At 53.8% G+C, this 21,654-nt stretch carries 16 protein-coding genes; 11 read left to right on the top strand and 5 right to left on the bottom strand.

From position 1 onward, the window contains the following. Positions 1–34: 34 nt before the first annotated feature. The 3 genes from L1X57_RS06900 to L1X57_RS06890 all read right to left on the bottom strand — a co-directional run bounded on the left by L1X57_RS06900 (position 35) and on the right by L1X57_RS06890 (position 4,001). Positions 35–1,495 (bottom strand): sodium-dependent transporter, encoded by a 1,461-nt coding sequence (locus tag L1X57_RS06900; protein ID WP_009723101.1) that lies wholly within the window; start codon positions 1,493–1,495, stop codon positions 35–37. 381 nt (positions 1,496–1,876) lie between these two features. After that, positions 1,877–3,439: a sigma-54-dependent transcriptional regulator gene (locus L1X57_RS06895; protein WP_009723102.1), complete on the bottom strand. Its 1,563-nt coding sequence runs from the start codon at positions 3,437–3,439 to the stop codon at positions 1,877–1,879. Between the two features lie 85 nt (positions 3,440–3,524). Next, the gene (locus tag L1X57_RS06890) at positions 3,525–4,001 is read right to left on the bottom strand and encodes an Lrp/AsnC family transcriptional regulator (protein ID WP_009723103.1); all 477 of its coding nucleotides are present in this window, start codon (positions 3,999–4,001) and stop codon (positions 3,525–3,527) included. Between the two features lie 129 nt (positions 4,002–4,130). Here L1X57_RS06890 and hppD point away from each other — a divergent pair, with 129 nt between their 5' ends. From hppD to L1X57_RS06845, 8 genes are all read left to right on the top strand, one after another. After that, positions 4,131–5,237 carry a 4-hydroxyphenylpyruvate dioxygenase gene (gene hppD, locus L1X57_RS06885; protein WP_009723104.1) on the top strand — a complete coding sequence of 369 codons (1,107 nt, stop codon included), beginning with the start codon at positions 4,131–4,133 and terminating at the stop codon, positions 5,235–5,237. A 45-nt stretch (positions 5,238–5,282) separates the two neighbouring features. After that, complete coding sequence (locus tag L1X57_RS06880; RefSeq protein WP_009723105.1) at positions 5,283–5,648, top strand: Rieske (2Fe-2S) protein; 366 nt, start codon at positions 5,283–5,285, stop codon at positions 5,646–5,648. A 428-nt stretch (positions 5,649–6,076) separates the two neighbouring features. Beyond that, complete coding sequence (locus tag L1X57_RS06875) at positions 6,077–7,654, top strand: pyridoxal phosphate-dependent decarboxylase family protein (RefSeq protein ID WP_009723106.1); 1,578 nt, start codon at positions 6,077–6,079, stop codon at positions 7,652–7,654. A gap of 18 nt (positions 7,655–7,672) precedes the next feature. Continuing rightward, complete coding sequence (locus L1X57_RS06870) at positions 7,673–9,001, top strand: lysine N(6)-hydroxylase/L-ornithine N(5)-oxygenase family protein (protein ID WP_009723107.1); 1,329 nt, start codon at positions 7,673–7,675, stop codon at positions 8,999–9,001. Beyond that, positions 8,998–10,173, top strand: coding sequence for an MFS transporter (locus L1X57_RS06865; protein WP_009723108.1), 1,176 nt, complete (start codon positions 8,998–9,000; stop codon positions 10,171–10,173). Before L1X57_RS06870 ends, L1X57_RS06865 begins: the two co-directional genes overlap by 4 nt. A gap of 2 nt (positions 10,174–10,175) precedes the next feature. Next, positions 10,176–12,623, top strand: a complete 2,448-nt coding sequence (locus L1X57_RS06855) for a GNAT family N-acetyltransferase (protein WP_009723109.1) — start codon at positions 10,176–10,178, stop codon at positions 12,621–12,623. An 85-nt stretch (positions 12,624–12,708) separates the two neighbouring features. Then, on the top strand, positions 12,709–13,230 hold the full coding sequence (locus L1X57_RS06850; protein ID WP_009723110.1) for an RNA polymerase sigma factor: 522 nt from the start codon (positions 12,709–12,711) through the stop codon (positions 13,228–13,230). A 125-nt stretch (positions 13,231–13,355) separates the two neighbouring features. Further along, positions 13,356–14,282 (top strand): YihY/virulence factor BrkB family protein, encoded by a 927-nt coding sequence (locus tag L1X57_RS06845; protein WP_009723111.1) that lies wholly within the window; start codon positions 13,356–13,358, stop codon positions 14,280–14,282. A 10-nt stretch (positions 14,283–14,292) separates the two neighbouring features. On the opposite strand, the gene L1X57_RS06840 is transcribed toward L1X57_RS06845, so the two are convergent. Together L1X57_RS06840 and L1X57_RS06835 are read right to left on the bottom strand one after the other, a co-directional pair. Then, positions 14,293–15,480 (bottom strand): toxic anion resistance protein, encoded by a 1,188-nt coding sequence (locus L1X57_RS06840; RefSeq protein WP_039868887.1) that lies wholly within the window; start codon positions 15,478–15,480, stop codon positions 14,293–14,295. An 85-nt stretch (positions 15,481–15,565) separates the two neighbouring features. Continuing rightward, positions 15,566–16,468, bottom strand: coding sequence for a cobyrinic acid a,c-diamide synthase (locus L1X57_RS06835; RefSeq protein ID WP_234667980.1), 903 nt, complete (start codon positions 16,466–16,468; stop codon positions 15,566–15,568). Between the two features lie 595 nt (positions 16,469–17,063). Here L1X57_RS06835 and dndB point away from each other — a divergent pair. Genes dndB through dndD form a run of 3 tightly spaced genes read left to right on the top strand, consistent with a single transcriptional unit; the run spans position 17,064 to position 21,654 of the window. After that, positions 17,064–18,140 (top strand): DNA sulfur modification protein DndB, encoded by a 1,077-nt coding sequence (gene dndB / locus L1X57_RS06830; protein WP_039868890.1) that lies wholly within the window; start codon positions 17,064–17,066, stop codon positions 18,138–18,140. Beyond that, on the top strand, positions 18,137–19,660 hold the full coding sequence (dndC, locus tag L1X57_RS06825; RefSeq protein WP_009723115.1) for a DNA phosphorothioation system sulfurtransferase DndC: 1,524 nt from the start codon (positions 18,137–18,139) through the stop codon (positions 19,658–19,660). The genes dndB and dndC overlap by 4 nt, the downstream gene beginning before the upstream one ends. Then, positions 19,660–21,654 (top strand): DNA sulfur modification protein DndD, encoded by a 1,995-nt coding sequence (gene dndD, locus L1X57_RS06820; RefSeq protein WP_009723116.1) that lies wholly within the window; start codon positions 19,660–19,662, stop codon positions 21,652–21,654. The genes dndC and dndD overlap by 1 nt, the downstream gene beginning before the upstream one ends.

Here is a 21,654-nt window from a genome sequence, read left to right as displayed (position 1 = left end):
CGCTTTTTAACTTAGCCTTGTTTCTGAAATGACTTCAGGAAGCTTGGTGACGCAGTCGAGGGCTAGCCAATTCTCCCACCACGGTAATGATCACCAGCAGAGCTAGCAACCACGGCCACTGAGTGCCCACCTGGAGGGTGGCAAGGCCCAGCGCATCGATGAAAATTAACACGATGCCTAACGGGCTGACGTAACGCACCATAAACAGCCATAGCATATGCTGAGTGCGGGTGAGACCCAGTTCTTCCCTGAATATTTCATTACGCAGCAGGAAGCCTGCCATCAGTGCCATACCCAAGCCACCTAACGGCATCATCCAGCGGGAGGTTAGGTAGTCCAGCCAGTCGAAGAAGTTGCGGCCTGCAAACGACCAATCCGCTCCCATATTGAATGACAGCATTGCCAAGGTGCTCACCAACCACAGCACGATACCCACACCCCACGATGCCCGTTTACGCGTCATCCCTTTGCTTGCAACGAGCCAGGCCACTGTCGCCTCGATCATCGAAATCGACGATGTAAGTGCGGCCATCGACAACATCACAAAGAACAGGACGCCAAACAACGTACCAAACGGCATTGCTTGGAAGGCCAATGGCAAACTCATGAAGATCAACCCTGGTCCTTGGCCGGGATTCATTCCGTTAGCGAAAATAATCGGGAAAATAGCCAAGCCAGCCATCAGAGCGACAACGGTATCAGCAATGGCCACGCTGAATGTCGTACGCGCGATGGAGTGCCCTTCTGGCAGGTAAGAGCCGTAGGTAAGAATCGCACCGGACGCGAGCGACAAGGTAAAGAAGGCATGCCCCAGTGCCGCCAACAACCCTTCACTGCTTAACCCTTCAGTATTGAAAGAGAACAGAAAAGACCATGCTTCAGCAAAGCCACCGGAAAAAGCACCGTAGCCAATCAGTATGCCCAGCATGATGACCATGCCTGGCATCATCCAACTGACACTCTTTTCAATGCCCGCTTGTACGCCCTTGCCCACGATGAACATGGTTAGCACCGTCACCAGCGTGCTCCAGGCGCCTAGCGTGAAAGGATTGGCATTATTCGCGGCGAAAATTGCCGCCATGTCATCGACGCTGTTGCCCGCCAGTCCGCCGCTCAGCATTTTCCACAGATAGGAAAATGACCAGCCAGCGACCACCACATAGAACGACAGGATCATGAACCCACAGAGCATGGCCATCCAACCGAAGATCGACCAAAAACTGCCATGGCCCGATTCATGTACCACTCGGCGGATAGCGTCAATCGGGCTGCCCCTTCCACGGCGGCCAAAGCTGATTTCAGCCATCATGATAGGAACACCTACCGCCAATATGCAGGCCAGATAGACCAGCACAAAAGCGCCACCCCCGAACTCGCCAGTGATGTAAGGAAACTTCCAGATATTACCCAGGCCCACTGCAGAACCAGTGGCTGCCAGTACAAACCCCCAGCGGCCCAGCCACAGCGTTTTGGGAGGCGTATTTGTCGTTGTCATTGGGAAACCTTATAAATTTATATTGTTTTTTAGGCTATTTATTGTTGAGCAGCTAGAACAGCTACTTAAGAGCGATTAGCTGCCTATAAAAGCCAACCAACTGCGGTCAACCGGTCATAAAGAGCAATCTATAAGGAGTCTATGGGGATAGCGATAGGGCAGGAATGGGGTTAAATCGCATTCGGCGAGACGCTGCCCGTATAAACGGGCCGCAACTGTAAATTAATCGTTACATTTAAGAAGAAATGCCGGAAGGTGGGGTCCAGCCGTTGCTTTTTCCTGACACCCCGTAAACAAATCGTGACAGTTAATTTACCTGTCATAAGGACTTTTTTAAGAATTCGCTTAAGTATCCTCTTGAGGACTGTTTTAAGGACTGCTTTAAGGGCTGTCTTGGGCACCAATGCCATAACGTTTGAGCTTATTGGCAATAGTGGTATGCGAAACGCCTAACCGCTTTCCTAACTGGCGACTGGAGGGGTACTGCTGATACAGCGTACTTAAGATATTTCTTTCCACCTCACCTAGCATGTCACTCAAGCTTCCCTCTAATGGAATACCCGCCAGTTCAGAAGACGCTTCGCTATGGGGAAGGCGCAAATGCACCGGCTGAATGGTCTTCTCTTCACACAGCGACACCGCCTGGAACAGAACATTTTCCAGCTGACGCACATTACCCGGCCAGTCGTAGCGGGTGATTTTTTCCAACGCTGCAGGCGAAAGCTCCGGCAAAGGGCAGCCTATCTGACGCGCCGCACGATCAAGCACATAGGCCGCCAACTCTTCGATGCCGTCCAAGCATTCACGTAAAGGTGGCACCTGTAGCGAAAGCACATTGAGCCGATGATAAAGATCCAGCCGAAACAGTCCTTCGCTACACAGCTGAGGCAGGTTTTGTTGGGTGGCACAGATCACTCTGACATCCAGGAAGGTTTCCTCCTCGCTCCCCACACGCCGGAAGCCGCCATCCTGAAGAAAGCGCAATAGCTTCGTCTGCAGCCGTGAGCTCATTTCACCGACTTCATCCAGAAAGACCGTGCCGCCCTCATTAAGCTCTAGAAGGCCAAGCTTGCCTTCTGGGCGAGCGCCCTCGAAGGCACCGGGTGCGTAACCGAAGAGCTCTGTCTCGGCCATTGATTCGGGAAGCCCAGCACAGTTCAGAACCACAAACGGCGCTTGTCCGCGCGGGCTTGCTAAATGACAGGCGCGGGCCACCAGTTCTTTCCCAGTCCCCGTTTCACCCACAATCAACAGCGGTGCATCCAGCGGCGCCATGCGACGCGCCTCGTTAATCACGGCTGACAACCGCGAACTCGACTGAAAGATAGCCTCAAAACCACGCAGTTCCTGGCGCTGCACCTGATAAATACGTGCACCGATACGGTCGGCACGGTGCAACGTCACCACCGCCCCGGCTAATGAGTCCACTTTCGTGTCTTCGGTGTGCAGAGGCGCAATATCGGCAAGATAGGTGTCACCTTTTAGTTTGATCCGCAGCCCATTGATGCGTGAGTTGTTGCGGCGAATCAAATCGGGAAGATCGACTTCGTCAAGGTAACGATCCAGCGAGAGCCCTGGCACTTCTTGAACACGCACCCCCAACACCTGAACGGCGATACGATTGGCCGCTACAATCCGACCCTGCATATCTATCGACATGACAGGGTCAGAAAGCGAGGATAACAGCGCATCCAATTCCAAATGACGGCGCTCACTGGGCATCAAGTTAGCGCGCTTAACCCCAAACACGCCGGGGATGGCTTCTAATACCGGCTTAAGTGTCAGTAGCTGCGCATTGAGTAATTTCGGGACATGTAAATAGATGGTATTGCCCTGATCCCCGCCTACTTCTCCCCGCGCGACATTAATTCGATAGTCAGCAAACTGAGCCACTATATCGCGAAGAATGCCGATTCGATTCTGACAGTAAAATTTAAGACGCATAGAACCCTCAGGGCATAAAAAAATCACTTACTTAACAAGCCTTTGATTAGGCGTTGCCTGAAAAGCCGGCGATTTCGGACAGAGCCTAGCTACCACTCACCGGCAGTCCCTGCTCCTCTTTCATACTACGCAGTATGATTTCAGAGCGAACCTGGGTGACATTAGGATGAGGCAATAAATGATGATGAATAAAGTCCGAAAATTCGGTTAGGTCCTTGGCGATAACGTGCAATACATAGTCCGCATCCCCCGACACAGAATAGGCCTCACGAACCATGGCGTGTTTTGTCAGTAATGTCACAAAATCATCATCCATGCTTTCACCATGCGCCTTGAGATTCACTCTGGTGATGGCACGCAACCCAAACCCCAAGCTAGTCGCATCTAGTCTCGCCGAATACCCCTTAATCACCCCTTCGGCTTCTAACCGCGCTTTGCGCCGGGAACACTGAGAGGGAGACAGGCTGACGCGCTCACCTAATTCTGAATTGGTGAGGGCTGAGTTCTTTTGCAACACTGATAAAATTGCAAGATCATAACGATCTAAAGAAATCCCGTGCATAGAACACTCCAGTTGCGCACAAGCTGTGCGCTATTTGGCTTCATCCTAGGTTAGTTTGCAACCTAATTGCACCGCCTCTTCCCTATACTGAGCTTGTTAACTTACAAGACAATAATAGGAGAGATAGCGATGGGTCCTTTTCCTCATGACGCGCCAAAAGTAGCCATTAGTGATGCAAACCCAGCGGGTACAGATGGCTTTGAATTTGTTGAATTTGCCCACCCTGAGCCGGAGAAGCTAGACAGTCTGTTTAGGCAAATGGGCTTCGTCCCCGTTGCAAAGCACCGTGACAAGTCAATCACCGTTTATCGTCAGGGTGACATCAACTACCTGCTTAACAGCGAGCCTAACTCGCATGCATCAGCGTTTATTGAGGCGCACGGCCCCTGTGCACCGGCAATGGCTTGGCGTGTTGTTGATGCTCAGCATGCCCTAAAACGTGCTGTTGATTTAGGTGCTGAAGAGTTCACTGGCAATAAATCTATCGACGCACCTGCCGTTATTGGCATTGGCGGCTCGCTGCTTTATTTTATTGATACTTACGGCGAAAAAGGCAGCTGTTACTCAAACGAGTTTGAGTGGTTAGATGAGGAAGACCCTAAGCCTAAAGGATTTGGTTTTTACTATCTTGATCACCTCACTCATAACGTTATTCGTGGCAACATGGACACGTGGTATAAGTTTTATCACGATACCTTTAACTTCCGCGAAATACGCTACTTCGATATCACCGGTAAAGTCACCGGTCTTACCAGCCGTGCATTAACTTCTCCCGACGGTAAAATCCGTATTCCTATTAACGAGAGTGCCGACGATCACAGCCAGATTGAAGAGTACTTGCGTGAGTATAACGGCGAAGGTATTCAGCATATCGCCATTGCCACAGACGATATCTATACCGGCACTGACTTAATTGCAGCTGAGGGGCTCGAATTTATGCCTGGCCCGCCGAGCATCTATTATGAAAAGTCGCTTGAACGCGTGAAAGACCACCAGGAGCCTCTCGATAAACTTCGTAACCGTGGCATTTTGATTGATGGTGAAGGTGTCGTGGGCGGTGGTGAAACTAGAATTTTGCTACAGATTTTCTCAAAAACAGTGATTGGTCCGATCTTCTTCGAGTTTATCCAACGTAAAGGCGATGATGGTTTTGGAGAGGGCAATTTTAAAGCACTTTTCGAATCCATCGAAGAGGATCAAATTAACCGAGGCGTGTTGCAAAGCACTGCAGAATAGTAAAACGCTGAATAACAAGATTAGCGATATTGAAAAGGAAACCCTGTGCACGACGCTTGGCGTAATTATGCAAATGCCCCCCAAGAGGGGGCTATTGTTTGTCCTTCTAACGTCATACAAGAAGGTAAATCACACTGCCTGGAAATCATTAACAACGACGGATCTTTCCCTGTCATTGCAACGCGCATAGAGGGTGCTATTTATTGCTACGTTAATGCCTGCCCCCACCAATATTTACCTTTAAACTACCGGTCGGACAGTATCATTTCGTCAGATGGAAGCCGTTTGCTATGCAGTGCCCACGGAGCAGCGTTTGATATTAAAACAGGCAACTGCTTAACCGGCGCCTTCGATAAACTTGATGCAATACCAGTATTTGAAGACCAAGAGGGAAACGTATGCATCGGTTAATCTGACATTAAATTAGACTCTTTTAATTTTCTTAACTGATGAAACGGCTTGCCTAATGCCGTTTATTAGCTACGTCCCTGCTAACTCACCTCTGTTCTGCCAGTATTACAGCTTCCTCCCTCTCTCTAGCAATTATCAATTAACACCTACTCGCGAGGTTAGGTGAGCGTCTTCTGCCGCCTATAGATCGCGGAATTTATGTGCCCTCCTTTTTCCAGCTAGACGCTGTTGTCTGCCTCCCCAACAAAAAAATTGCCTTTGCCGGTTCAGAAAGCGGCTGCCGTTACGTCGTTTGTCATGAGTAAAATATAATGATTATCATTTCATTAAATTCACTGGCGTTGCTCCCACTCGGCGCCATGGCAAGAGACGCATAGCTATCGGCAGACCTGCTGCCTTGCAGCACAACGGATAAACGAGATGACACCATGACGACAAAGGTTCTAGACGAGAGCAAGCCCCTCAGCAGTACATTCGCCCCACTGGCAACGAACCAGCTGTTCAATGCCCGCCATTCAGAGGCCTATTGGCAACAGGCCACCCGTTGCATCGACTTAGTAAGGCGCAAGGTAGCTCAAGTAGACCGCCCCTTCACCGGCGCTCGCCCAGAAGAGCTGCGCGGATTGTTCCAAGCCATCGATCTTGACGCCCCGCTTGGCAGCCTGGAGCCTGCTCTCCAAGAGTTGTCACGGCTCTACTTGGATGATGCCGTTTACTTCCACCACCCTCGCTACGTGGCACACCTCAACTGCCCCGTTGTGCTACCAGGCATCCTCGCCGAGGCGATTCTCTCACCAATCAACTCGTCCCTGGACACCTGGGATCAGAGCGCCGGAGGCACCTTCGTCGAGCAGTCGCTCATCGACTGGACAGCTGCCCGCATCGGCCTGGGCCAGGACGCCGATGGCGTCTTCACCAGTGGTGGTACCCAATCGAACCTGATGGCGTTGATGATTGCCCGAGACCATTACGGAGCGTCTCTTGAGGGGCACGGCGGCAATAAGCATGAGGGCCTGTCGGCAGACTTTCGGCGGCTGCGCATTCTCGGCTCGGAGGTCAGTCACTTTAGCTTGCAGAAATCAGCGGCGATCCTCGGGCTTGGCTATCAGGCGGTGATGCCGGTGGCTTGCGACGACCACTACCGTATGAGCCCCGAGTCCCTCAAGACGCGCCTAGAAGAGTGCGTGGCGATGAACCTGATTCCCATCGCTGTGGTCGCCACTGCTGGCACCACCGACTTCGGCAGCATCGACCCTCTCGAGGAGATCGCCGCACTTTGCCGGGAGCATGGTATCTGGCTGCACGTGGATGCCGCTTACGGCGGTGGGTTGCTGTGCTCGCAACGCTACCGTTACCGCCTGGCGGGCATCGAGCACGCCGACTCAGTCACCATCGACTATCACAAAACCTTCTTTCAACCAGTGAGCTGCAGCGCTTTCCTGGTTCGGCGCCGCAGCGACCTGCGTCACGTCACCTATCACGCTGACTATCTCAACCCACGGTGCCAAGCCGAGGCCGGCACCCCCGACCAGGTCAACAAGAGCCTGCAGACGACCAAGCGCTTTGACGCCCTCAAGCCATGGCTGACCCTGCGTATCATGGGCGCCGATGCGCTGGGTGAGATGTTCGAGCGGGTCATCGATTTGGCCAGCGAAGTCCACGACGAGCTAGTCCGCCACCCAGACTTCGAGGTGCTGCTCGATCCTCCCATGAGCACCGTGGTGTTCCGTTACCGCCCAGCTAGCCTGCAGGAAGCAGAACGACATGAACCAGAACTACACGAAACAGAGCTAGACGAGCTCAACACCCACGTGCGCTCGACACTGTCCCGCAACGGCGAAGCGGTAATTGCCGCCACTCGCGTTGGAGGGCGGCTTTACCTCAAGTTCACTCTACTCAACCCAGATACCAGCCTGAAAGATCTGGTGGCCATCATCGAGCGCATCTCTCACCACGGCCAAGCATGGTGCGATGCCCAGACGCCAACCCGCGCAGTTGCTTCCTGATTCCAGCGAGATCCGACCATGACACAGACTGTCCACGACTTTATCGCCATTGGCCTTGGCCCCTTCAACCTTGGCCTAGCCTGCCTCACCGACCCAATTGATGAACTTGATGGCCTCTTCCTCGAACGCAGTGACTGCTTCGATTGGCACCCCGGAATGCTGCTTGAAGATGCCACTCTGCAGACGCCTTTCATGTCAGATCTGGTCACCATGGCCGACCCCACTAGTCGCTTCAGCGTTCTCAACTACCTGAAACAACAGGGCAAGCTCTACAACTTCTATATCCGCGAGAACGTCTTCCTGCTGCGCAAGGAGTACAACCACTACTGCCAGTGGGCAGCCGCCCAACTAGACAGCATCCGCTTCAGCACCGAAGTGACTCGCATCGATCACGACGAGACCGCAGGGGTCTACCGGGTGAGCTGCCGCGACACCCATAGCGGCGAGGCGCAGATCCATCTGGCACGGCGACTGGTGCTTGGCACCGGTACTAGCCCCTATCTGCCGGAGGGCTGCCGAGAAGTAGACCCACGCCCGCTGCACTCCAGCGAGTATTTGCAGCACAAGGCCGAGCTGCAGCGCCAGGAGGCTATCACCCTGATTGGCAGCGGCCAGAGTGCCGCCGAGATCTACCATGATTTGCTCGCTGACATCGACCGCTTCGGCTATCGCCTCGACTGGATCACCCGCTCACCACGCTTCTTCCCACTGGAGTACGGCAAGCTGACCCTGGAGATGACTTCGCCGGACTACATCGATTACTTCCACTCCCTGCCCGAAGCCACTCGCAACGGGTTAATGCAGCGTCAGAAGAGTCTCTACAAGGGCATCAACCTGGAGCTGATTGATGCGATTTACGACCTGCGCTACACCAAGGAGCTGGGCGGCAAGGTCCGTTCCGACCTGCTCACCAACACCAATCTGGAAACCTGCCGCTATGATGCCGAGCGCAGCGAGTACGACCTGACCCTGTGGCACACCGAGCAGCAGCGCCACTACCGTCACCGCACTCCAGCGCTGATCATGGCCACCGGATACCGCTACCATATGCCAGACTTCTTAGCGCCTATCACCTCGCGCATCGCCTTCGACACCGCCGGACGCTATGCCGTAGGCCGCTTCTATGACATCGACGGCGGGCGCGGCGAGCTCTTCGTGCAGAACGCCGAACTGCACACCCACAGCCTGGTGGCTCCAGATTTGGGCATGGGACCCTATCGCAATGCCTGCATCATCCGCGCCTTGACCGGTAGAGAGGTCTACCCCATCGAGAAGCGCATCGCCTACCAGCACTTCGGCGCTCCGAGCGAGGCCGTCTTTGAACCGATGGACGCGGAGCCTGCATGAGACCGACGCCCTGGCTGGTAAGTGTCACCGCCGTGGCGGTGGTCAGCGATTCCATGCTACTGCCCTTCTACCCGCAGTTTTTTGCCGATAGATTCGGTGTGACCGACCCCGCCCACGTCGGCGGCTACCTGGCCATGAGCTGCCTGGTGGTGATGCTGGCACTGCCCATCTGGGCGTTGCTGGCCCGACGGTTCGGCACTCTGCAGCTGCTGGTGGGCACCCAACTCGTCGCCGGCGGCCTGAGTCTGTCCTGCGCGCTGGTCACTTCACTGCCGCTTTTCTGGGGGCTGTCGCTGGCCATGCTGGTGGCAAAGGCTAGTTACCTGCTGGTCTACCCGTACCTCATGCACTTTGAACCCCAGGACCGCCACGCCACCCTAATCGGCATGCTGTCAGTGGTGGTACATGCTGGCGGCATTCTCGGTGCCATCGTCGGTGGCTTGGTACTGGAGCTCTGGCAGCCGGCCCGCGTGTTCCAGCTGATGGCGGTGAGCGATATTCTCCAGGTGGCGGTTTGCCTGCTGTTGCTCAGCCGCGGACAAGTCCCCCACGCGGCGCCCGCCACTCCAACCTCCCCGAGCGCCAACGGCGCTATTCTGCGCTTGGGTGTGGTGATGCTGCTGTTCACCTTCAGCGCCTATCTGGCACGACCCTTTTTCGCCCAGTACTGGGCGCTAGCCTCGGGCCAACCGAGTGCGACGCTGGCTGGCGCGGTCTTCGCGATTCCCGGCGGTGTCGCCGTAGCGCTGCTGGCTTTCGACTTGTTGGGCCGACGCCCAAGCGGTGCGGCCATCGTTATCCCACTGGCAATCGGCCTCACGGGCCTGCTGCTCCAAGCCAGTGGCGAGGTTATCGCCATCCTAACGGGTCGGCTGCTACTCGGCTGGGCACTGTTTCGCGTCTCTGTGCGCCTGGAAGTACGTCTCTTCCAGCTCAGCACACCAAAACGCTACGCCAGCGACTTCAGCAAAATCCATATCTTCCAGGGGCTCGGCGTGCTCATCGCCTCCTGGGGCGCTGGTCGCTTAGTCGACACCCAGGGCCTGGCCAGCCCCTTTTTCGTCGCGGCGTTAGGTTTCGCTCTCTGCGCCCTCGCCTATCGTCTGCTGCTGGCCGGATCACCGGCGAACAAGCAAGCGCAGCCAACTGATCCCGTTTCTGCAAGGACCTAACCATGAATCTCTTCCAACCGACCCCAACCACGCGCATCACCTACAGCCGCCACGCTCAAGGGCTAGGCTGCTTCAGCCTCCGCCCACTGCACCTGCCCGAGGACCTGCTCCTGATACATGACTGGGTTACCGCACCCCGAGCAAGTTTCTGGGGTATGCAGGGCCACTCTGCTGAGCGCGTTTTTGCCTTCTACCGCGACCTGCAGGAAAGCAATCAAGCACAGGGCTACCTAGGACTATTCAACGATCAACCTGCCTTTCTGGTGGAGTGCTACGACCCGCGCCACGACCCTATCGGTGAGCACTATGATGTGGCCGAGGGCGACCGCGGCATGCACTTCTTAGTGGCTCCTGCCAAGACGCCACTGACCGGTTTCAGCGTCCAAGTGATTACCACTATCCTGGCCTTTATGTTTGAGGACCCCGCTACACGGCGCATCGTGGTGGAGCCGGACGTTAATAACCGCAAGATCCACCCGCTCAACCGCCGAGTAGGCTTTGTGTACGAATGCGAAGTGGAACTGCCCGAGAAGACCGCTCACCTCGCCTTCTGCGACCGCGAGGCGTTCGCCTCGGCAGTGAGCCGCGAAAACCCGCGCCTCACCCAGGTACTGGCCGCCGACCCCACACGGGTCACTTCACACCTAACCCCCGACCACTGGGCTCAGGCCAACCGCTGTCTGACCCGCAAGGCGATTGCTGAGTTCTCCCATGAGCGCCTGCTGGCCCCCGAGGCACTGCACGTGGATACCAAAGGCAACGGCAACTACCGACTGACCGCCCCGAACGCGGCGGTCGAGTACCACTTCCGCGCCCGTTGTCTGGCGCTGGATCACTGGATGATCGACCTCGACTCCCTTGATAAGCGGGTCGATGGGGTCTCAGCCGAGATCGACGCACAGCACTTCATCCTCGAATTCCGCCAGCCCCTGGGGATCAGCGATGAGATGCTGCCGGTTTACCTGGAAGAGATTGCCAGCACCCTGTTCGGCAGCGCCTACAAGCTCGACGACAACCGCCCAGATGCCGATGGGTTGGCCGATGCCGACTTCCAGACGCTGGAGGCGGCCATGACGGAGGGCCATCCTGTCTTTGTGGCTAATAATGGCCGCATGGGCTTTGATGCCGTTGATTACCACGCCTTTGCCCCGGAGGCCGCAGCACCGATCACCCTGGTATGGCTCGCAGTACATCGCGAAGACGCTCATTTCAGTGCCATCGAAGGCCTAGACTACGAGGCACTGCTTTGCGAGGAGCTCGGCACAGCAACATTGAAAGACTTTCACCAACGATTGGAAGATCGTCATCTCGACCCCGCGGACTACCTGATGATGCCCGCTCACCCATGGCAGTGGTTTCACAAGCTAGCAATCACTTTCGCCTCTGAGGTAGCCCGGAACCGCATCGTCTGCCTAGGCTACGGCCACGATCAGTATCAGGCCCAGCAGTCGATCCGTACTTGGTTCAACGTGAGCCAGCCAAATCGGCGCTATGTGAAGACCGCACTGTCGATTCTCAACATGGGCTTTATGCGTGGTCTCTCGCCCAATTACATGCGCGCCACACCGACCATTAACGACTGGATCAAGGCATTGGTCGACGGCGACCCTGAGCTTCGTTCCCAGAGCTTCACGATCCTCCGCGAGGAGGCCGCTATCGGCTTTCGCCGCGACGCTATCGAGCCAGCCTTCGATAGCCGCAGTGCCTACAAGAAGATGCTGGCCTGCCTTTGGCGGGAGAGCCCCATGCGCTACCAGCGCGAAGGTCATCAGCTGATGACCATGGCCGCCTTACTACATGTCGATGCACATCAACGCGCGCTGCTGCCACGGCTAATCTCTATTTCAGGGCTTTCCACCAGCGGCTGGCTGGACCGCTACTTAAGGGTTTACCTGCGCCCGCTGCTGCACTGCTTCTATGCCTATGATCTGGTGTTCATGCCTCACGGAGAAAACCTGATTTTGCAGCTCAAAGACGGAGTTCCGGTGCGCGCCATCATGAAAGACATTGCCGAGGAGATCGCCATCATGAACACCGAGGTGGAGCTGCCCGAGGCCATTTCGCGAATCCGCCTCGATATGCCCGAGCCGCTCAAGGTATTGTCGATCTTCACCGATGTATTTGATTGTTTCCTACGCTTCATGGCGGGGATTCTGGTCGAACAAGGCGACATAACGGAAGACGCTTTCTGGGAGCGGGTGGCACGCTGCGTCGTTGACTACCAACAGGACCATCCTGAGTTCGCTAATAAGTTCGACCAGCACGATCTCTTCGCACCAGCGTTTACCCTCTCCTGCTTAAACAGGCTTCAGCTCAGCGACCATCAACAGATGCTTGATTTGGCCGACCCAGCAAAAAACCTGAAATTCGCCGGCAACCTCGCCAACCCCATTGCCGCCTTCCGGCCCATCGCATGCGCAAGGACAACCCAGCAGCTGGAACTGACCTGAGCCACGACGACACCGGGCCCGCTGCAAGGGCGGGCCCTACAAGAACCAACATCATTCGAGCCCCTGACACCATGATCGTTTTCCCATGACCGACTATCTGGATATCACCCGTCTTTATCGAATGCACGCCGGTGATTTGAATGGCTATTTACGGCAACGGGTACGCTGTCCTGCCCTCGCTGATGACCTCTGTCAGGAGGCGTTTTTGCGCCTGAGCCAACGGCCATCCACCGAAAGTCTTGAAGAGCCACGCGCCTACCTGTTTCGCATCGCCAATAACCTAATGATTGATCATCATCGCCGCTGTCACTCGCGCATTGACCACCAGCCACTCGATGATCCTCGTCTCTGCCTCGCCTGTCCCTACTCTTGCCCAGAAACAGCAACCGAAAGCGCCCTGTGTCAGCGCCAGCTACGGCGAGCCATGGCATCGTTGCCACCACGGCTTCTCCAGGCATTGACCTGGCACCGCCTGGAAGGGCTGACACAAGCCGAGATCGGCCGACGCTTCGGGGTTTCTGAACGCATGGCGGGGCGTTACATCGCCCAGGCGCTAGAACGCTGCCGCAGTGAGCTGACTGGCACCCCGTCGCTGTGTGTGGAATAAACGCCAATCCGATCATTGCCTATCATTTTGCTGGTCTGTGCGTCAGTCTATCCCCTGACTCTTGTTGTCGCTGAACAATCAAACCGCCAGGGCAAAACGTTGGCGTACAAGGAGAATGGCAAGCGATGGGACGCAACCACACAGTACTTAATGCCGTTTTGCTCTTGCTGCCTCGGCTGACCCAATTCGCCTGGCGTGTACTGTGTCATTTCCTGAAAAACCGCGGCATCCTGCTGGCCGGTGGCGTGGGTTACAACATTTTGCTCTCTATCGTGCCGCTATTTGCGGTGCTGGTCGTGCTGTTAACGCAGGTGGTGGATCAACAGCATTTGCTCAACGTTCTCGCCGTACAAGCACGCCACCTAGCACCGGCCCATGCCGAGGTTTTGATGGACGCCGTGCGTGGCCTCCTGGAGTCCCGCGACGTCATCGGCATTCTTAGCTTACCCATCCTGCTACTCTTCAGCTCCTTCGCCTTTCGTATGCTCGAAGATGCCTTGGCGATTATTTTCCATGCGCCAGAAAGCCCCCACATCAAGCGCAGTGTGTGGGTTTCGGTGATGCTGCCTTACGCTTTCATGTTGGTACTAGGGGCGGGGCTGCTGGCCTTAACACTGGTAGTCACTCTGGCTAGCTCGCTCAATACACTGATGATGGCGCTCTTTGAGCGAGAATTGCCGTTTGCAGGGTTTTCCGAACCAGTACTTAACTTATTCAGTTTTGCTGGGGTTTTCTTATTGTTCAGCGCTATCTATAAGGTGCTACCGGTGGTGCGTATCGCGTTACGCCGAGCGATAATCGGCGGTTTCGTCGCGGCGCTGTTATGGGAAGGCGTGCGGCTGCTACTGGTTTATTATTTCACCCACCTCTCGTTCGTCAACGCCGTTTACGGTTCCCTTGCAACGCTGGTCATTGTTCTGATCAGCCTGGAAGTCGGCGCCATCATTTTATTACTGGGCGCCCAGGTCATTGCTGAGCTAGAGCGCAACACACGCCTTGGCCTGCCCTGGCATATTGACCCCGACCGCCAGCCCATCACCCATGTTGATTAAGGTGCACGGCTTACTGGGTTGATGAGGGTTGATCAAAGCGGCCGTCCTGCAGGTGCGATTCACTCCCTTCACGGAGGCGCTCAATGGAGGCGCTGCCCTGTTTGGACAAGGTCGCCAAGCGGTCAATCTGCTCATCCAGCCGCGGCAGCGCTTCTTGGCGATAGGTCGAGAGATCATCAATAGCGCCCATCACCTCACCAAAAGCATCTTCCAGCATTTGCATATCGAGCATCGCCGAAGAAGCACGCTTCTGGATATCCACGCCCTGCTGACGCAGCGCCTTGGCGGTTCCGCCAATCATTTGCGAGGTCGTGGTATTGAGAGCTTCAATGCGATCCAGTACTAGGCGCTGATTAGCCATGCCCATCGCCACGGTGACCGCAACGGTGAGCGCCGAGACGGTGACGTTAATGGCCCTGTCTACCCCACGCATCAACTCCCGATTGTTGCGAATGATCACTTCTAGCGCCAGCACGCCTTGCTGGCTAACGGCCAGTTGCTGCTGAAGATCGACGATGCGCTGACGGAGGGGAAAGAGCAGTTCCTCCTCAAGAAAGTGACGCCGCGGATCATCGACAGCGCGCGTGTCGATGTCATCTTTCAAGCGACGGTCAATCAGGCGACCCAGCGTAACCTGGCGGTTCAATTGGGACAAAATGTTCCTCAGCGCTTGCTGGTCATCGTTCAAGGTGAGGTTGTCACGATGCAACATGTCGCGACCGCCCTCCAACTCGTCGATGATTGCATCCAGCGCCTGCTGAGCGTTCTCAAACTTGCGAAAGTAGCGCTGCAGGCGGCTGTCGAGGCCAGGAATCATCGCCATCACGCGATCCAGGGCACTCGGTGCCAGACGATGGCGGGCAGGATCAAGCCCCTCCATGCGACCACGCAGATCAGATAGCGCCTTGGCGACTGGCCCGCCTTCGTCGCCTTGATGCGCCAGCTGTCGCAGTGGCGTCTGTAGCATGGCGCTGCGGTGGGCCGCTTGCTGCTGCAGTTCAAGCCCCATCTCGTCCACGGCACGACGCTGGTTAACCACCGATGCTTCGTCACCTTCAGCCAGAATTTCCGTGACAAAGCGCTCAGCCATGGCCTCAAGTTCAGGATCAGCACCGGGATCATCGGAAGTAACCGCGTCTGCAATCTCCTCGACTGGCGGTAGGGAAAGGCGACCTGTGTCATCGGATGGCTGAGTCATTGGCATCTCCACTGTCCTTGAAAATCGTTCTTGAAACCGTTCCTAGAAACCGTTCCTAGAAACCGTATGGCAGCACGCTATCGAATTAATCTTTACGCGCATAGCGACCCGCGCCTTCGACGAAATGGCGCAAGTCATCCAGTGCTTTCTCCGTGGTGACCGATGCCTGAGGGCGTGCTGTTTCGATACGCGCCATGGAGACGGCTGTGTCGTCGAGCACGGTCAACGCCGACTCCACCTGAGCCGAGAGCTCCTGAAGCCGCTTTTCAGTCTCGCCGAGCAGATCCAGGCGCCGCATCAAGGCAGCCCGTTCTTGCGTACTCAATCGCTGGCTTTCCCGTGTCAGGCGGTCGCGAACGTAATTACCGTCCACACTCACCACGCTGCGCGCCTGAGAGGCCATGGTGGTCAGCGTATCTACCGACCCAAAACACACCTGCGCGACCAAGCCTTGCGAACGCTCAAAAGCCAGCTCACCACGTTGAAATCGGCCACTGAGCACCTCCATCACATGGTGGTAACGGCTATAGAGGCGGTCAGCCAGGATCGCCAGATCAGGACGCTGAACGTCCAGCAAGCGCTGTTTAGCGTGGCACATTGCCATTACCAAATCATCGGCTCCCTCGGGCGGCGCTGCCGGGTCGAGCACCAACACGCCAGCTTCATGGGTATTGCGCGCTTGTTGAGCACGGCGCTGTTGCGCTTTGGCGGTCATCTCGGCCTGCTGACGACGCGCGCGACGGCGGGCCAGCCAGCCTCTCAGGGTTCGCTCAATGGGCAGTGCCACCGGGATAGCGACAATCCCCGCCAGCCACCCTAGCAGGCTTGGGCTGAAACCGCCCCACAGTGAGGTCAGCCACAGCAACATGCTGATGAAAGGCACTGTCAGGCAATAGCGCAAAATAACATGCAGCCGACCAGGCGCCGCCACCGGAACTGCCAAGCCAGGGTTGAAGAGCCCTACCAACAGCCAGGGCAGGCAGGTCATAAAAAGACCATAGGAAAATCCCTGCAGGAATCCCAACATTGCTTCGGCCACCCTTATGCGTGGAACGCAAATCACAAGATGCAAATACCCAGGATAGTATCACTAAAAACAGGGTATCCAAGATGAGACGTAAATCACTCGGGAGCTGCCAAGCGTTGAGGGTGCAGTGGCAGCTAACTGTTCCACGGCCTAACCCACGAGGATCTCAGCGAAGTAGGCATTGGTAGTCCGCTCAGCACGAAGGAATGACGGTCGGAGGAGTAGGTGGCAGCATATAAGTGCGAGCGAGCAATCGCAGTCTCTTAATACGGATATGTGCTTGGCAAAGGATCAGAACACGGCACTTCCTTAAATCTTCTCAAGACTGTCTAGTGTTTCAGCCACCAATTACTGGAAATACTTAGAGTGGCTAGCAATTGGCAATTATATCCAGAAGAAATTTGATTTCATGAATCAAGCTTACAAACGCAATCATTTATCAGTGCTTGTAACCACACAAACACATCAGTCAAAATTGACGACTCATTGACCTGGAAGTCAAAATTTAGTAAGTTAACTTCCATATATTTTTTAACTTCCAGCCGTCGGGGGCTTCATGGCCGAGTTCTCTCATACTTTTCCAGCAGCTCGTGGAATCCAGTCTGGACGGCCATGCTACGTGGCAATGTGCCCGCTTAGATTAGTGCCAAAAATTTTTATCTTTGACGGGCAAGAAGTCCCTCCTGAGCTTCGAGCCCAGCGAGTTCTGAACCGTACTCGTATCCCTGATATTGTAAGTTACCTAGTAGACAACCCTTCTGACTACACGCTCTCTGGTATCACCGCCTCCGTTGATGGGCAGGTTTCGTTTGAGCCCAGCACAGATACGGGACTTGGGCAAAACCTTGGACTGCTGTCTATTCCAATGGACGCTAAGATCTTAATTAACGATGGCCAACACCGCCGGGAGGCTATCGTACAAGCGATTGAGCAAAACCCCGAGCTCGGGTACGACAACATACCAGTGCTCTTCTTCATCGACGACGGCCTTAAGCGCAGCCAACAAATGTTCGCTGACCTTAACAAACACGCAGTGCGGCCAAGCGACTCCATTAGCACACTCTATGATCATCGCGATGCATTATCTGAACTTGCTAGAAATGTTGTTCGTGAAGTGAAAGTGTTTTCAAGACTAACCGAAATGGAGAGATCAAGTATCTCGAATCGGAGCAGTAAATTTTTTACGTTGTCAGCCATAAAAAACGCATCCAAAGCATTACTGATGAAGGGAAAAAATACCCCCATCACGGCAGAAGAGGAGAGTCTAGCAATTCAGTTCTGGAACGAAGTGGCAAAGAACATGCAGGACTGGCAGCTAGCTCTAGAAAAGAAAGTCGCCACTTGTGAACTGCGTGAACAGTATGTTCATGCTCACGGCGTTATGTTGCAGGCTATGGGACAAGTCGGTTCTGATCTTATTTGCAAGCCCAAACCCCAGTGGAGCGCCATTTTACAAGGCCTCCAAAAAATTGATTGGGCGCGTGCAAATAGTGATTGGGAAGGGCGCGCCATGCATCATGGCCGTATCAGCAAAGCACGAAGTAGCGTAGTTCTCAGCAGCAACTACATCAAACAACAGCTCGGTGTTCCGCTTACCCCGACAGAGCAGGAATACGAGGAGTCGTTCAAATGATGGCCGCAGAAGAGAAATTTATTTTTTCAGATCATCTTTCAATGATCCAGGACTACACCATTGGTGGCCGTCCACTCGTAGATTTAGTGCGAGAAATTCAGACTATCTACTGCTCTGATGACCGTCCTTGGATCATTGGCTTTAGCGGTGGCAAAGACTCCACCTGTATTTTATCGCTGATTTATATGGCGCTACTTCAGCTACCTATAGAGAAGCGCAAAAAGCACGTATATGTCGTATCGTCTGACACATTGGTAGAAACCCCTGTCGTCGTTGACATGATCAAGCGAGTAATAGCCACCATCAATGAAGCAGCACCTCGTGAAAGCTTACCTATGAGCGCTCACAGCGTGGTGCCGAAAACCGATCAAACATTTTGGGTAAATTTACTGGGCCGTGGCTACCCAGCGCCGAACCAATCTTTTCGTTGGTGTACGGAGCGAATGAAGATTGATCCTGTCAGCGAGTTCATTCTCGATAAGGTCGCTGAATTCGGTGAAGCCGTTGTCGTATTAGGCTCCCGTAGTCAGGAGAGCGCTTCACGAGCCCAGGTCATCTCTAAGCATAAGATCGACGGCTCTGCCCTAAGCCGTCATAGCTCACTCCCGAATGCATATACGTATATGCCAATCGAAAACTGGTCGGCAGATGAAGTATGGATGTATCTAATGAGCGCCCCTTGCCCCTGGGGGGGCTCTAATAGAGAGCTGCTAGAGCTATACAAAGGGTCCAACCAGGGCGAATGCCCCATTGTTATCGACAAAAGCACCCCCTCTTGTGGCAATAGCCGCTTTGGCTGCTGGACTTGCACCGTTGTTACCGAAGACAAAGCGCTTCACGGTTTGATCGAGTCAGGGGCCAGTTGGATGAAGCCTCTGCTAGCTTTCAGAAACATGCTCTATCAATCTCGGCAACCTGAAAATTCCGAGGAGTATCGCAACTTCCGTCGCCGGACTGGTCGCGTGTCATACAACTCTGGCGATATCAGCGATGACAGCATTCATGAAATTCGCCACATACCTGGCCCTTATTGGCTATCAAAGCGCCAAGAATTTCTTCGTGAACTTCTGACCATTGAGAAAGAAATTAACGAGAGCGGAGAGTCCATCGAACTGATCACGCGACCTGAATTGCATTTGATCAGAAGAGAATGGCTGAGAGATCCAAACGAGCCGGACTGGGAAGACTCCCTGCCCCACATATACCGCGACGTATATGGTGAAGACCTCGACTGGGTGGAAGACGATGCCGGAGCATTCACACGTGCAGACTCGGAAACGTTGGAAAAGCTTTCAGATACGTATGGGGTTCCGTCTGCTCTAATCCGAAAGATGCTTGAAGCAGAGCTTCAGGTGTCGGGCCTTGGAAAACGTAGAGGTATTTTAAATAGCTTGGAAAGCATCCTTCAGCGCGATTGGGAAGAGCTTGAAGCTATCAACGAACGTAATCAGTCCTTTCGCAAGCGTGGCAAGTTGTACGTTGAGGAAGTAAAAGACGAATTTTCAGAGTTTTTGCATTAATGCTTATCAAAGAGCTTACGCTGACCGATTTCCGTGTTTATGCTGGAATCAACCATTTTAATTTAGCGCCCGAAAAGAACTTCGGAAAAACCCGTCCCATTATTCTCTTTGGAGGACTAAATGGTGCGGGTAAGACAAGTATTCTTTTAGGGGTAAGGCTTGCCCTCTACGGGCGCTTATGTCTTGGCTCTACCGTTTCTCAAAAACGTTACGACGAGTTTCTCCTGGACGCTCTACATCACTCAAAAGAGACTGACCGCTCTGCGAACCAGGCATCTGTTGAGCTAACGTTCACGTATGCCAAGCTTGGCACGGAAAACCAATATCATGTTCTACGTGAATGGCAACGGAAGGGAAGCAGTGTCAAAGAAACTCTGACAATCCTTGAAGACGGAACTCTTATCAAAGGTCTCAATTACGACCAAGCGCAGAATTTTCTTAATGAACTTATTCCTGCTGGCGTATCTGACTTGTTCTTTTTCGATGGTGAAAAGATAGCTCAACTAGCGGATGACACAGGTGGAGCCGCTTTAGAGCAATCCATTAAGAAGCTACTGGGACTGGACGTAGTTGAAAGGCTTTCCGGCGATTTGACGGTACTCAACCGCAATCTGACCAAACGATCATCAGCTCAAGAGATTCGAGCTCAAATAGATTCCGAACAATCCAACCTCCAGGATTGCCGTACTCGTGTCGAGTCGATTCGACAAGAGATCACTACGGCTCGTGTTCAACGTGCTGAGATTCAGGATCGAGCGAATAAGATCCAAAAAAGGATTGATGATCGAGGTGGACACTTTTCTACCTCTCGAACACAGCTCATAGATGAATTATCAGAACTGCAAGATAAACGGGAACATCTAGTTTCTCAGATTAATAGCCTTGTATCTGATACGGCACCTATCGCTCTTGCAGAGGAGTTCTGTGCAAGGACGGAGACCCAAATAGAGAGCGACCTAAACCTCCACAGTCTTCTTCAGGAGCGTAGAATTCATGAAGAGTATCGTACGAAACTAATTGAGTCGCTTGACTCAAAGTTATCGGAAGATACTTTAAGCATAGTTCTCAATGGATTAGATACGCTTAACCGATCTTCAAAAGATCGGAGCCTCGATCAGCCAATTCATGATTTGACACCTTCCCAAGCAAGCCACCTTTTCACTACGTTTAATCAGGCTCGAAAGCAGCGTAAAGAAGTATCAACATTATTCGCGTCGTTAGAAAAAATTGAAGCCGCTCTCGATGAGATAGGTGCTTCACTAGCGCGCGCACCAGACGACTCACTGATCGCTACGGATTTCGAGAATCTACAGCAACTACAGCAAAAACTTGGCAGGCTAGACGCTGAAATCGATACCCTTCGAAAATCAGGTAAAGAGACAGCGTACGAGGCTGTTGATATTGCCCGTAGACTTGATCGTCTTTACGAAACCGCTGCGAAATTAAGCGACCAAAAACGTGTACTCGACTATATCAATAATGCGAATGGCCTTCTAACCGACTATGTAGACCAGACAGCTAAAGCTAAAATTCAGGATCTTGAAGTACAGTTCACGGAATGCTTTGCAAAGCTCGCTCGTAAAGAAGATTTGGAACTACAAATCCGTATTGATCCCAAAACTTTTCATGTAAGCCTTCTCTCCGGCAGAGGTAGAGAAATTGCGAAAGATGAGCTTTCTGCCGGTGAAAAGCAGATTTTCGCAATCGCAGTGCTCGAAGCGTTGGCAAAGACCTCAGGACGCCAACTGCCGATGATCGTTGATACCCCTCTAGGGCGACTAGACTCAGAGCATCGAACAAAGCTAATCGAAGGTTATTTTCCAACTGCGAGTCATCAAATGATTGTTCTTTCGACAGATACGGAGGTCGATGAAGCATTTTATTCAGCTCTCTCACCAGATATTTCACGAGCCTATAAACTCGAATATGACCCTAAAGCAGGAGCAACTCAGGTTCGTGAAGGCTACTTTTGGCAAAAAAAGGAGACAAACTAA

This window comes from Halomonas sp. TD01 (assembly GCF_923868895.1).
Taxonomy (GTDB): Bacteria; Pseudomonadota; Gammaproteobacteria; order Pseudomonadales; family Halomonadaceae; genus Vreelandella.
Note: the sequence above shows the minus strand (reverse complement) of the source record. Positions and strands in the feature narration are given on the sequence as shown.